The sequence below is a fragment of the Candidatus Electronema sp. JC genome (genome assembly GCF_048287365.2).
Classification (GTDB): domain Bacteria; phylum Desulfobacterota; class Desulfobulbia; order Desulfobulbales; family Desulfobulbaceae; genus Electronema.
Window position 1 is genome coordinate 23,590 of record NZ_JBLWEM020000052.1, and the last position, 13,008, is coordinate 36,597.

11 protein-coding genes and 1 pseudogene are annotated in these 13,008 nt (G+C 54.8%); all 12 read left to right on the forward strand.

Features of this window, described 5'->3' with window-relative positions; genetic code table 11:
• Nucleotides 1–241 precede the first annotated feature (241 nt).
• The 12 genes and pseudogenes from bamA (at nt 242) to ACNKH3_RS08315 (ending at nt 13,001) form a co-directional block, all read left to right on the forward strand.
• Nucleotides 242–2,902: an outer membrane protein assembly factor BamA gene (gene bamA / locus ACNKH3_RS08260; RefSeq protein WP_420208891.1), complete on the forward strand. Its 2,661-nt coding sequence runs from the start codon at nt 242–244 to the stop codon at nt 2,900–2,902.
• 77 nt (nt 2,903–2,979) lie between these two features.
• Nucleotides 2,980–3,393: a hypothetical protein gene (locus tag ACNKH3_RS08265; RefSeq protein WP_420208892.1), complete on the forward strand. Its 414-nt coding sequence runs from the start codon at nt 2,980–2,982 to the stop codon at nt 3,391–3,393.
• A gap of 42 nt (nt 3,394–3,435) precedes the next feature.
• Nucleotides 3,436–4,737 carry a flavodoxin-dependent (E)-4-hydroxy-3-methylbut-2-enyl-diphosphate synthase gene (gene ispG, locus ACNKH3_RS08270; RefSeq protein WP_420208918.1) on the forward strand — a complete coding sequence of 434 codons (1,302 nt, stop codon included), beginning with the start codon at nt 3,436–3,438 and terminating at the stop codon, nt 4,735–4,737.
• Between the two features lie 104 nt (nt 4,738–4,841).
• A complete protein-coding gene (locus tag ACNKH3_RS08275) occupies nt 4,842–5,171 on the forward strand; it encodes a hypothetical protein (RefSeq protein WP_420208893.1) in 330 nt (109 codons plus the stop codon).
• A gap of 114 nt (nt 5,172–5,285) precedes the next feature.
• Nucleotides 5,286–5,483, forward strand: coding sequence for a DUF2283 domain-containing protein (locus ACNKH3_RS08280; RefSeq protein ID WP_420208894.1), 198 nt, complete (start codon nt 5,286–5,288; stop codon nt 5,481–5,483).
• 91 nt (nt 5,484–5,574) lie between these two features.
• Nucleotides 5,575–6,654: pseudogene (locus tag ACNKH3_RS08285) on the forward strand (C10 family peptidase); the annotation flags it as partial.
• A 285-nt stretch (nt 6,655–6,939) separates the two neighbouring features.
• Nucleotides 6,940–8,592, forward strand: a complete 1,653-nt coding sequence (locus ACNKH3_RS08290; protein ID WP_420208919.1) for a CARDB domain-containing protein — start codon at nt 6,940–6,942, stop codon at nt 8,590–8,592.
• Nucleotides 8,593–8,612: 20 nt separating this feature from the next.
• Entirely contained in the window at nt 8,613–8,945 is a 333-nt protein-coding gene (locus ACNKH3_RS08295) for a hypothetical protein (RefSeq protein WP_420208895.1), read from the forward strand.
• A 233-nt stretch (nt 8,946–9,178) separates the two neighbouring features.
• A complete protein-coding gene (locus ACNKH3_RS08300; protein ID WP_420208896.1) occupies nt 9,179–10,087 on the forward strand; it encodes an Rpn family recombination-promoting nuclease/putative transposase in 909 nt (302 codons plus the stop codon).
• Nucleotides 10,088–10,136: 49 nt separating this feature from the next.
• A complete protein-coding gene (pheA, locus tag ACNKH3_RS08305; protein WP_420208897.1) occupies nt 10,137–11,234 on the forward strand; it encodes a prephenate dehydratase in 1,098 nt (365 codons plus the stop codon).
• A gap of 365 nt (nt 11,235–11,599) precedes the next feature.
• On the forward strand, nt 11,600–12,235 hold the full coding sequence (locus ACNKH3_RS08310) for an SAM-dependent methyltransferase (RefSeq protein WP_420208898.1): 636 nt from the start codon (nt 11,600–11,602) through the stop codon (nt 12,233–12,235).
• A 16-nt stretch (nt 12,236–12,251) separates the two neighbouring features.
• Nucleotides 12,252–13,001 (forward strand): YebC/PmpR family DNA-binding transcriptional regulator, encoded by a 750-nt coding sequence (locus ACNKH3_RS08315; RefSeq protein ID WP_417916993.1) that lies wholly within the window; start codon nt 12,252–12,254, stop codon nt 12,999–13,001.
• Nucleotides 13,002–13,008: the final 7 nt, after the last annotated feature.

A 13,008-nucleotide genomic window follows, 5' to 3' on the forward strand; every position in this document is an offset into this window, starting at 1 on the left:
AAGTGACGGATATTTCAACACTGTCAATTTAATAAAACTGAGGTTCGTTCCCAATCTCTTCGCCCCGCTGCCGACATTCTACAGCTTGGCCTCAGGGGGAGCCTGTTGAACTGCGCTCCCCTTCTTATTTTTTTGCCAAACAGGGCCGCTGCGTGGCATAATGCGTTTCATCCCCCGGATTCTTGATTGACCGGCGCGCTGCCGTTCAGCGTGATTTTCAACACCAGATACAGAGGATTCCATGAACCGTCCGATCCCCCTCCTGATCCCCCTTTTTCTGCTCGCGCTGCTGCTCTCCTGCCTTACCGCCGGAACCGCCTTGGCCAAGCAGAACACCGTCTTCCTGCCTTTGAAAATCAACGCGGAAGACAGCGGCCCGCTCGAACAGCAGGCGGACGCGGCCTTGCAGGCGGCGTTGGCGGACAAAAATTTCACCCTGCTCCCTCGCTTCGAGGCGGCGCAGCTGATCAGCTACAGCGGCGCATGGCCGCCGTCCGCCGCCGCGCTGACCAAAGCCTTGGAGCAGAGCGGCATGGACTACGCCGCCGCAGGCAGCCTGACCGTGATCGGCAGGCGGATTTCCGTGGACATGCAGATCATCGACCTGCTGGAGCCGGGCAAATCGCAGCCCGCTTTCCGCGAAGGCTCGTCCATCGAGGAGCTGCCGCTGGCCTTGGACGGCATTCTGGCCGAAATTTTGGGCCGGACCAGCAAGGAACTGGTCATCGCCTCGGTGGCTCCGGCGGGCAATCAGCGCATTGACTCCGGCGCGATTCTCGGTAAAATCAGCGTCAAGGCTGGCGACCTCTACAGCCCGGACAGCCTGCGCCGGGATTTGAAATCCATCTTCAAAATGGGCTATTTCGACAACGTGACCATCGAGGTCGCCGACTCGCCCAAAGGCAAGAAGGTGGTTTTCCGGGTGCAGGAAAAGCCGCTGATCAGCAAAGTCACCTTCACCGGCATTGACAAGCTGGATGAAAAGGATGTGCAGGACGCGGCGGGCATCAAAGCCAACAGCATTCTCAATCCTGCCGCGCTCAACGAGGCGGTGAAGAAAATTGAGGAGCTGTACCGGAGCAAGGGCTACTCCTCCGCCAAAAGCAGCTTCAAAATCAACGAGGCCGACCCGAAGAACACTGAAGTGACCTTCGAGATCAAGGAGGGCGCGAAGATGTCCATTGCCGAAATCCACTTTGTCGGCAACAACGCATTTGATGAAGGCGACCTGAAGAGCGAGATTCAGACCGGCACGTGGAAATGGTACTCCTCGTGGATCACCGGCTCAGGAACCCTGAAGACGGATGTGCTGCGGCAGGATGCGGACCGGATCACCGCCTTCTACGCCAATCACGGCTACATTGATGCCAAAGTCAGCGAGCCGGAGGTGCAGGAGGAAGGCGAGGACATTGCAGTCACCTTCACCATCGAGGAAGGCCCGCGCTACAAGGTCGGCGAGGTGGATGTGCAGGGCGACATGCTCGGCAAAAGCCGGGAGGAGCTGCTGGAGCTGCTGGCCATCCGCAAGGAGGAGTTTTTCAGCCGTAAGGTCATGCAGGAGGACATTCTCAAGCTGACCGACCTCTATGCCGAGCAGGGCTACGCCTTTGCTGAAGTGGATCCCAAAATGCGGAAAGTCAGCGAAACGCAGACCGTGGATGTCATCCTTGCGGTGAGCAAGGGCGAATTGGTCAAATTCAACCGGGTCGAAGTGCAGGGCAACACCCGCACCCGCGACAACGTCATCCGCCGCGACCTGCAAGTGGAGGAAGGCGGCACCTACAACTCCAAGGCCGTGCGCGACTCGGTCAAAAAGCTCCAGCGGCTGGGCTTTTTTGAAGATGTCGCCGTCACCCCGCAGCCGACGCTGGAGGAAGACCAGATGGACATCCTCGTAGCGGTGAAGGAGCGGGCCACGGGCCAGTTCAGCATCGGCGCGGGCTACTCCTCCTCAGACAAGCTGATGTTCATGGGCGAAATTTCCGAGGACAACTTCCTCGGCCTCGGCACCCGGCTTTCCTTCTCGGCCAACATGAGTTCGGTGACGACCAAATTCAACCTTTCCTACACCGATCCGCGCATTTTTGACTCCAGAGTCTCAGCAGGCGTGGATGCCTTCAACTGGGAGCGCGAGTACACCGACTACACCAAAGCCTCGAAAGGCGCGGGCCTCCGGCTCGGCCATCATCTCTTCGAGGAGTGGCGGATCTACTACGGCTACAGCTGGACCGACACCACCTTGGAGGACATCTCCGAGGACGCTTCCGACTACATTCTGGAATCGGCCAAGATCAACATCACCAGCGCGGTCAAGCTCTCGCTGGTGCGCGACACCCGTGATAAAATGTTCAACACCAATTCCGGATCCCGCAACAGCGTGAGCGTTCAGTTCGCGGGCGGCCCCTTTGGCGGCGAGGCCGAGTACACCAAACTGGAGGGCTCCACCGACTGGTATCATCCGCTGCCCTTGTCCACGGTTGTGCGCGGCAGGCTCTCCGCAGGCAAGGCGTTTGAGAACGAGGACGGCAAGCTGCCGGTCTATGACAACTTCTACCTCGGCGGCATGAATTCCATCCGGGGCTTCAAGTCCTCCACAGTCAGCCCGATCAATACGGTCAATGACGAGAAATACGGCGGCGACAAGATGTGGTTCGCCAACTTGGAGCTGCATTTCCCGTTAGTGAGCGACGCGGGCCTGCGCGGCGTGGTTTTCAGCGACTTCGGCAACGTCTATGCGCAGGATGACGACTGGGATCTCGGCACGATGAAAAAATCTGCCGGATTGGGCATCAACTGGCTTTCGCCGGTCGGGCCGCTGCGCTTGGTCTGGGGCTATAATCTGGATTCGCAGCCGGGCGACGAGGAGGCCCAGTGGGATTTTGCGATGGGCGGCAATTTCTGATCCGCGCCCGGGGAAGAGGTCAAGCATTCCGGCCTCTTCCCGGCCAGCCAGTTCACTTCAACCGAACATGAGAGATAATGACCAGATGGAGCTACGAAGCCTTTGAATCCGCCAGCCCAGGCCGGGCGGGCATCACGGAGCTGGAGCACAGGGTGCGGAAAAAGCTGGAAGAGCTGGGCCTGCGGGCCGAACACGCGAAAATCGCCATGACCAACATGGTCGAAGGCGCGGCGCGGGCAGTTGTCTATTATCCTGAAACGGTCATCAGCCTGCTGCCGGCGCGGACTCTCTCCGGCTGGATCAAAGGCGATGTCAACACCAGGGCCGACGCGCCGGACACCGAGCGGTACAAAGAAGAGATGTACGAGGGCATCGCCGAGCTGCTCAGTTCCCTCAGCGACGCGCAGGCGGCCCGGAGCGAGATCGCCGCCACGGCCTGCAAGAACGGTTACGCCACCGTGACGCTCTGGTATCCGTCGGAAGTATCCTGACATTGCAGGGAAATGCAGGCGATGCCCTTTGCCTCCGGCTTGATGGCAGAGGGCCTGCCGGGCAGCTTGCGGCGGCTGGATGCTGAACTATTGTGTCATGCGCAGGAGAGTGTGCAGATGAGGAAAAAGACTGTTGCAGTCATGGTTGGCAACGTTGGCATAGGCGGAGAAAATCCTGTCAGGATTCAGTCTATGACCAACACGCCCACATCTGATGTTGCAGCTACCGTGCGGCAGATTGTTGAACTGCATGAGGCAGGCAGCGAGATTGTCAGATTCACGGTCAAAGATGAGGACGATGCGCAGGCTGTTCCGCATATCAAAGAAAAATTGCTCAAAAAAAGCTGCGATGTTCCTCTTGTCGGTGATTTTCATTACAACGGTCATATATTGCTGACCAAATATCCAGACTGCGCCAGTTCGCTCGATAAATTCAGGATAAATCCAGGCAATGTCGGATCTGGAGGCCGTCACGACCGGAACTTCGCCACGTTTGTTGAGCAGGCTCTCAAATATGAGAAACCTGTCCGCATAGGAGTTAATGCGGGCAGCAAAGATGAAAGCATCTTTGAGCGGCTTCTTCAGGAGAATGCCGCAAAGCCGAGTTCTGAGCAGAAGACAAGCCAGCAGCTTGTCGTGGCGGCGATGGTTGTCAGCGCCTTGGAATCCGTAAAAATGGCGGAGCTGATCGGCCTGCCTCACAACAAAATGGTGCTGTCCGTCAAAGTCAGCAAGGTGCCGGAGATGATTGCGGCAAACCGGCAGCTCTCCGCGCTGACAGATTTGCCGTTGCATTTGGGAGTCACCGAAGCAGGCATGGGAATAAAAGGCGCAGTTGCGTCAACAGCCGGACTGAGCGTGCTGCTGGCTGAAGGCATCGGCGACACCATCCGCACATCTTTGACTCCATCGCCGGGAAGTTCCCGCACCGAAGAGGTGCTTGTCTGTCAGCAGGTGCTGCAATTCCTTGGCCTGCGTCATCTGCTGCCCACAGTGACGAGCTGCCCCGGCTGCGGCAGGACGACTTCTGCTGTTTTTCAAGAGATTGCCAAGGAGATCAATGAATATATCCTGCGGCAGACTCCTGTTTGGAAGAAGAAAGGCTGCAAAGGCTTTGAAATGATGACTGTGGCGGTCATGGGCTGTATTGTCAACGGGCCTGGGGAGAGCAAAGATGCAAATATCGGCTTATGTCTGCCTGGAACGGGCGATGATCCTGTCTCACCCGTATATGTGGATGGCGAAAGAGTCGCCACCTTGTCGGGCAGCGGCAGGATTGCGGAGTTCAAAAGGATGATTGAGGAGTATGTGGAGAGTCATTATCGATTCGCTTGCAGCCGCTGACAAATGAGTCAGCATACGCAAACGATTCACTATACTGGAACTGGCCGCCGCCTGCCAGCCGTTTTCCCGGGCGGGCGGCGTTCAACATGTTGACGAGGGTAAAAATGATCAAGCAATTGATGTTCACAGCACTTGTTGTTATAAATGCAACCGCTGCTTTAGCGGCAGATGTGACAGTCACCGGGAATATCGTTACTATTCAAAATTATGAAGGCCATGACGGCCCGTTAGTGGTATTAAACGACATGACGCAGACATCTGGCTTATGCCAACGGAATGAGTTTTATATTCTTCCGTTGAATCATCAGTATGCGGCGCAAGATTACGCGATGCTGTTAGGTGCAAAAATTGCAGGAAAAACAGTGAATATTACTGTTGCAGATGGAGATTGCCTTCAGGATTTGCCGAGAATCAAACATCTTTCTATCAATTAGTTATCAAAAAACAGTATGTTGTTTCCGTGCAACCATCTTGACAGCGATGTGGAAATAACAGAAGAATATTAGCTGCATATTGCAAAACTGCATCGTGATATTTTGCCGAAGCAAATGGCAGGGAAGCTGATGTTTAAATATGACCACGGGACTGATATTCTCCATATTGACAAATGTCCGCCGTATTCTGGACAGGAATCTGAGGAGATAGGAGATGATATTGTGGCAAGATTGAATCCGCAGACCAACGAGATTGAAAATTTAGAGGTGCTGTTTTTTTTCAGCAAGGTTGTTGCGGAGCGAGCTGTTTGAACTGCCGGTGACTGCGGCGTTTCAGTTTGCGGGCAGGCAGGTGGGCGCATAAAACAGCTGCGCTGATCGATAATTTTTTTCTTGTGCGATTATGAAGAAACTAATAGCAGCATTTCTTCTCCTGTCAGTCCTTTGCATTCAAAATGCAGCGGCGAAACCCGTCAAAGAAGACGAGGCAAAGCAGTTTGCCAAGAACTGGGCACGGGAAAAATGGGGCAGGAAGGTTGACAGTATCAGCACGAAAGAAAAAGCAAAGTCTTCTGTTCAGCAAATAAGTTCTGAGGAAAGCCTGTATTATGTTCTGTCGTTTCCTCAAGGCGGATGGATGATTATTTCTGGCGACGACGTGGCTTATCCGGTCATCGCTTTTTCGCCAACAGGAACATATTCTGCGCAAAACCGTCCAATTCAGTTTGAAGATTGGATGGAAAACGTGAAAAAGGAGATAACCGGCGCGATTAAAGCAAAACATGCGCCGCTGCCAAAAGCTGCCGCTGCTTGGAAGAAATTTAATGTCAGCGCAGAAGAATTTGCGGCGAAATCTTCTTTCGCGCCTGCTGAAGCAAGTTCTGTGGAAGCGGCAAGCGCAGGGCCTCTTTTGTCAACGGAATGGGATCAGGGAACATACTATAACGAAGATTGTCCTGATGATGCCGCAGGCCCAGATGGTCATGTATGGGCTGGATGCGTTGCAACTGCTATGGCGCAGATAATGAAGTATCATAGCTACCCAACAACAGGTTCCGGTTCGCATTCCTACTCCCACCCTGCCTATGGAACGCTGTCCGCTAACTTTGGTTCTACCACCTACAATTGGGCTTCCATGCCTAATTCTTTATCAGATTACGACTCAGACGTAGCAAAGCTGCTGTATCATGTCGGTATTTCTGTGAATATGGATTATGCTCCTGATGGTTCTGGGGCATCTCTGAGTGAGTCGGCTTATGCTCTTAAAACATATTTTAAATATAGCGACACGCTCTATTTTGCTTGGAAAGCTAATTTTTCAACAGAAGAATGGATAGCCCTTCTCAAGGCTGAGATAGATAGTAAAAGACCTCTATTATATAGAGGATACGATCAAGATGCAGAAGGAGGACATGCTTTTGTCTGCGATGGTTATTCCGGATCCGATTATTTTCATTTCAACTGGGGATGGAGCGGCCAAGATGACGATTATTTTTATTTGAATGATCTGACCCCAGGGAGCGATAATTACACATCTTATCAAGGCGCAGTCATTGGCATCCGTCCTCCGTTGCCACCTGTCGGCTCTTTCGACAGCGCAGATTGCTCTTCTCTTTCTGGCTGGGCGAAAGACCCGGATACCACAGCTCCCATCTCTGTTCATTTTTACAAAGACGGTCCGGCGGGCACTGGCACTTATCTTGGCAATGCTACAGCCGACATCTACCGGGATGATCTTTCTTACACTGATAAAGATCATGGATTTTCTTTGTCCCTGCCAGATTCATTAAACGACGGCGCAGCGCATCAAATCTATGCTTACGCCATTGACGACGCAGGCGGCACCAATCCGCTCCTAACCAATTCACCGAAAACAGTGCAGTGCGGCCTAACACCAGACCAAGCTGCCGCCGTCATGTCCGTGATCAACGAGCTGCTTCTGGAAGACGTGCCCAGCACCGCGCCCGACCTGAGCGTGATCAATCCTTCCGCGAGCAAGACCAGCCTCGCGCCGGGCGAAAGCCTGACCTTCTCGGCCACAGCGAAGAACGGCGGCACGGCCTCGTCCGCAGCCACAACTTTGCGCTGGTACCGCTCAACGGATGCGACTATAACCACGGCGGACACGCAGCTCGGCAGTCAGTCCGTTGGCGCGTTGAGCGCAGGCCAGACTTCCGCACAGAGCGCGACGCTCACTGCGCCGTCCGCAGCCGGAACGTACTGGCTCGGAGCCTGCATAGATGCGGTCAGCGGCGAGACCAACACCGGCAACAATTGCTCTTCAGGCGTGCAGATCACTGTGACCGCGCCGCCTGCCGCGCCCGACCTGAGCGTGATCAATCCTTCCGCGAGCAAGACCAGCCTCGCGCCGGGCGAGAGCCTGACGTTCTCGGCCACAGCGAAGAACGGCGGCGCGGCTTCGTCCGCAGCCACAACTTTGCGCTGGTACCGCTCAACGGACGCGACTATAACCACGGCGGACACGCAGCTCGGCAGTCAGTCCGTTAGCACTTTGAGCGCAGGTCAGACTTCCGCCCAGAGCGCGACGCTCACTGCGCCGTCCGCAGCCGGAACGTACTGGCTCGGAGCCTGCATAGACGCGGTCAGCGGCGAGACAACCACCGGCAACAACTGCTCTTCAGGCGTGCAGATCACTGTAACCGCGCCGCCTGCCGCGCCCGACCTGAGCGTGATCAATCCTTCTGCGAGTAAGACCAGCCTCGCGCCGGGCGAGAGCCTGACCTTCTCGGCCACAGCGAAGAACGGCGGAGCAGCTTCTTCCGCCGCCACAACTTTGCGCTGGTACCGCTCAACGGATTCGACCATAACCACGGCGGACACGCAGCTCGGCAGCCAAGCTGTGGGCGCGTTGAGCGCAGGCCAAACTTCCTCCCAAAGCGCGACGCTCGCCGCGCCGTCTACAGCCGGAACGTACTGGCTCGGAGCCTGCATAGACGCGGTCAGCGGCGAGACGAACACCGGCAACAACTGCTCTTCAGGTGTGCAGATCACCGTGACCGCTGGCAAACCGGACTTGATTGTGTCGAGTTTGAGGCATTTCTGGCTGGTTGACGCAGGAGTGTCCAAGGACGCAACCGCCGAATTCACCAATCAAGGGACAGCGGCTTCTGTTGCGACCACAGCCGCTTGTTATTACATCAACAAAGCGACGCAAGAGGTATCCGGCGCAGTTTGCCAGATGCAGGTTCCGGCGTTGACGGTCAATCAAACCGATTCACGCACCGCAACGCTGAGGGCACCATGCAGCGAAGGGACGTATCAACTCAAGGTCTGCGTCAATCCCGGCGCAAATGCTGAATCCAACACCGATAACAACTGCATGTACGGTGATCTTTCGGTGGTGGGCAATTGTCCGAAGAAGGCGTTTCTTCCAGCGGTGCTGGATTTTCTGCTTAAATAGTTTTTATGAGGAGAAAGGAAATGAAATTCGCTATAGTTTTTAGCATCTGTACTTGTATGGCTTCTTCCTTTGTATTTGCTGGAGAGCAATCTGGTGCTGTAAAAGCATTGAATGTTCGTCAATCAGATGGATTGATATATGTATTTCTTGATGGAACGCCAACAGGCAAGCCAGCTTGTGCTACCAATAGTTATTGGATCATAAAAAACGAAAATTCTTCAATGGGAGCGAAACAGTATGCTGCTTTGATCTTGGCTTACGCTCTCAAAAAAAGCGTTGCAATAAAAGGTACGAACACATGCACACGCTGGCCAGATGGTGAAGATATCAATGAGGTAGGATTGATACCTTAAAGCAACTACGGAGACCTGCCCTTGCAGACATCTTGAAACCAACAATAAACAACTATACCAGACTAATTCATTTCAGGACTCTCGGAAAGGCGGCAAGCTGCTCTCCGCGAAAATTGCCGCCACGCACGGGGTGCTGTCATGGGTCAAGAATCACTGGTAAGGCAATGGCTCATCCATCGCTGGCCTGCCTGTAGGCGGTTTGTGGATTTATCCGCCAGCATAAATAAGCAATCATGCAATTCTTAGACGTTAAAACCGACTTCGCCTTCAAGAGAGTCTTCGGCAGCGAGCAGTCAAAAGCTGTCCTGATAGACTTTCTCAACGCGATCATTGATTTTGGTGAAGACACGTCCATCACCGATCTCACCATCGTTGATCCGTATCAGATTCCCCTGCTCAAAGGCATGAAGGACAGCTATGTGGATGTCAAAGCTGTGCTGTCCAATCAAAGTCGAGTGATTATCGAGATGCAGGTGCTGAACGTGGAGGGCTTTGAAAAGCGCGTTCTCTACAACGCAGCCAAACTCTATTCCACGCAGCTCAAAAAATCTGAGCAGTATGCGACGCTGGAACCAATCATCGCCCTGACCATCACCGATTTCGAGATGTTCCCTGAGCTGCCCAAGACGGTTTCCTATTGGGACTTGCGGGAACGTGAAGTTCTGCTGAAATACAGCGACGACATCCAGCTAATTTTTGTTGAGCTGCCTAAGTTCACCAAGCAGGAGCATGAGCTGGAGAGCATCACCGACAAGTGGATATATTTCATCAAACATGCCGGTGAGCTGGACTTCATTCCGCGCTCCTTCACTGAGCCGCCGCTGCTGGAAGCCTTTGACATCGCCAACACCGCCGCCCTCAGTGAGGAAGAGCTGGAAGTGCAGTTCAAGCGCAGAGATTTCATCTGGCTTCAGCGCGGCGCACTGGATAAAGCGGTGAAAGATGGACTCGCGCAGGGCATTGCCATCGGCATGGAGCAAGGAATTGAGCAGGGCATTGCGCGTGGCAAAGAGGAAGGCCAGTTGGAGGGCAAACTTGAAGCCGCTAGAAACATGCTTCGTGATGGCCTCCCTGCCGAGATGGTTTGCAAATACACCGCATTGAGCAAAGAGACGGTTGAACGCCTGCGGGCGGAGCTGTGAAACCGGAGATCAATTTCAACAACAGCAGCCTCGGCTGCGCAGCGCACTGATGAACGAGCAAAAGACAAGCATCCCCCACGTCCGCCAGCGGATTGACGAGATAGACAGCAGCATTCTCCGCCTGCTGCAAGAGCGACTGAGCTGCGCCAAGGAAATCGGCAGGCTCAAGGCGCAGTCCAATCTGCTGACTTGGGATCCGCAGCGCGAACGCGCTATTTACGCCCGCCTTCTGGAGGAGAACAGCGGCATCTTCCCGGACGGTGCTGTGCGCGGCATCTTCCATGAAATCATCACGGCCTGCCGTTTGGCGCAGAAACAGGACGAAGTCGCCTTTCTGGGGCCGGAGGGCACGTTCACCCACCTTGCCGGGGTGCGGCATTTCGGTGCGTCCGCTCTCTACCGTCCTGCGGAGTCCATCGAAGATGTCTTCAACGAAGTGGAGAAGGGCAGAGTGCAGCACGGTGTGGTGCCTGTGGAAAACTCCACCGAAGGCTCGGTCTTCTGGACGCTGGACTCGTTCATGAAGTACAAGGTCAAGATTTGCGGTGAGCTGCAGCTGCCCATCCGCCATAATTTAGTGTGCAGCTCCGGCAGGATTGAGGACATTCAAGCTGTTGCCTCGCACGCCCAGCCGCTGGCGCAATGCCGGGAGTGGCTGCGCAAGCACCTGCCCGGCGTTTCCACGCTGACCATGTCTTCCACTGCCGCAGCGGCGCAGATGGCGGCGGAGAATCCGAACATCGGCGCAATTGTCAGCGACTTGGCAGTGAAGCTCTATGCCGTGCAGATCGCAGTGCCGGGGATTGAGGACTATCAAGGCAACACCACGCGCTTTCTCATCATCAGCAATCACTCGCACTCGCGCAGCGGCAGCGACAAGACCTCGCTCCTGCTCGGCCTGGCGGACAAGCCCGGCGCGCTCAAGGAGGCATTGACCATCCTGTCCGACAAGGGCATCAATCTGGCCAAGATTGAATCAAGGCCGATGAAGGGCAAGCACTGGCAATACCTCTTCTTCATGGACCTGATTGGCCACATTGAAGACGCGGTGATTCAGGACGGCTGCGAAGCCTTGAAGCAGATCTGCTCCTATTATGAATGGCTCGGCTCGTATCCCAAGGCTGCTGACCTTGAAGCCGGAATTTGACCGCATGGCCACGCTGCTCGTTTGCCGCAGGCAGCGCATCTGTCTCAGGTAAAAACATAATGTTGTCCTCAGCAAGAGCCTAAGTTTATGCTCGGCAGGAGGACAACATTGTCCTCCTGAAAAGGACAGTGCTGCGCTCGGATGAGGATGCGGAGTTGCTGAATCTGCGCGACATTCTGCCGTAAATGAATTTACAAAAATGTGACAACATTGCGTTCCATGACTTTCTCTGTATGCAGTTATATTTATGCTGAACAGAAAAAATATATCACATGCGGGGAAGTATGGATTTTTCAAAATTTTACAGGTCACAGCTTTGGTTGTTATACGAATTAACCATCAAACAATCCTTCTGAAGCCATCTCATGCGCAAAGAACAAGATTTTTATTTTCATAAGGCGAAGAAGGATAATTATCCGGCCCGTTCCGTTTATAAGCTGGAGGAAGCGCAGAGCAAGCACAAGTTCCTCAAGCGCAAGCAGCGGGTGCTGGACTTGGGCTGTCATCCGGGCAGCTGGAGCCTGTACACGGCCAAGATCATCGGCGAAGGCGGCGTGGTGGCCGGGGTTGACATCCAGCACACGGACATTCCGGCGCAGAAAGACCATGCCGAAATTCACTGGCTTTGTTATGATGTTTATTCCGACGAGCTGATTGCCGAGCTGCGCAAGCAGTGGCCCGGCTTTCATGTCCTGATCAGCGACATGGCCCCTTCCACCACCGGCAGCCGCTTCGCCGACCATCAGCAGTCGCTGCGCTTAGTGCGCCGGGCTTTGGAAATCGCCGGGCTGCTTCTGCACGAAAACGGCAGCTTCTACTGCAAGGTCTTTCAGGGCGAGGATTTCCCTGCCTTTGTCGAGGAATGCAAAGCGCATTTCGTTGAGGTCAAGGTGATCAAGCCGCAAAGCTCCCGCGTCGAAAGCCGGGAGGTGTTTGTGCTGGGAAAGGGGTTTCGGCGGATGAAAAATATAGTGCCGGCATCGCCGGTTTTAGCGCAATAACGACGGAGAACAAGTAATGTCAGGACATTCTAAATGGAGCACCATCAAAAGGAAGAAAGGTGCTCTTGATGCGAAGCGGGGCAAGATTTTCACCAAGCTGATCAAAGAGATCATGGTGGCGGCCCGGATGGGCGGCGGCGACATTGACGGCAATCCCCGCCTGCGCAGCGCGGTGAACGCGGCCAAGGCCGAGAACATGCCAAAGGAAAACATTGAGCGGGCGATCAAGAAAGGTTCCGGCGAGCTGGGCGACGCGATTTATGACGAAATCCTCTATGAGGGCTACGGGCCGGGCGGCGTGGCGGTTTTAGTTGAGACCATGACCGACAATAAGAACCGCACCGTCGCGGACATCCGTCATTACTTCGCCAAGAACAACGGCAATCTCGGCGAAAACGGCTGCGTGGGCTGGATGTTCGACAAGCGCGGCGTGATCAGCGTCGAGGCGGCGGGCGTGAACGAAGAGCAGCTGATGGAGCTGGCCTTGGAGGCCGGGGCCGAGGACGTGGTCAACGAGGACGGCAGCTTCCAGATTTACACTGCGCCGGAGGATTTCAACGCAGTGGTTGAGCAGCTCGAAAAGAGCAAGGTCAAGATGAGCGAGGCGGGCATTTTGATGGTGCCGAAAAACACCATTGAAGTGACCGAGGAGAAGACCGCCGCCAACCTGCTCAAGCTGCTGGAAAGCCTTGAGGATCACGACGACGTGCAGAAGGTGCACGCCAACTTCGACATCTCCGAAGAGCTGATGGAGAAGCTGTCATAGCCCTGCC

Bases quoted from the DNA above. Each gene is read 5' to 3' on its own strand.
- ACNKH3_RS08275 (WP_420208893.1), top strand. From the start codon at position 4,842: ATGATCAAGCAATTGATGTTCACAGCACTTGTTGTTATAAATGCAACC.
- pheA (WP_420208897.1), top strand. From the start codon at position 10,137: ATGAACGAGCAAAAGACAAGCATCCCCCACGTCCGCCAGCGGATTGAC.
- ACNKH3_RS08310 (WP_420208898.1), top strand. From the start codon at position 11,600: ATGCGCAAAGAACAAGATTTTTATTTTCATAAGGCGAAGAAGGATAAT.
- ACNKH3_RS08280 (WP_420208894.1), top strand. From the start codon at position 5,286: ATGGCAGGGAAGCTGATGTTTAAATATGACCACGGGACTGATATTCTC.
- ispG (WP_420208918.1), top strand. From the start codon at position 3,436: ATGGCAGAGGGCCTGCCGGGCAGCTTGCGGCGGCTGGATGCTGAACTA.
- ACNKH3_RS08300 (WP_420208896.1), top strand. From the start codon at position 9,179: ATGCAATTCTTAGACGTTAAAACCGACTTCGCCTTCAAGAGAGTCTTC.
- ACNKH3_RS08295 (WP_420208895.1), top strand. From the start codon at position 8,613: ATGAAATTCGCTATAGTTTTTAGCATCTGTACTTGTATGGCTTCTTCC.
- ACNKH3_RS08315 (WP_417916993.1), top strand. From the start codon at position 12,252: ATGTCAGGACATTCTAAATGGAGCACCATCAAAAGGAAGAAAGGTGCT.
- ACNKH3_RS08265 (WP_420208892.1), top strand. From the start codon at position 2,980: ATGACCAGATGGAGCTACGAAGCCTTTGAATCCGCCAGCCCAGGCCGG.
- bamA (WP_420208891.1), top strand. From the start codon at position 242: ATGAACCGTCCGATCCCCCTCCTGATCCCCCTTTTTCTGCTCGCGCTG.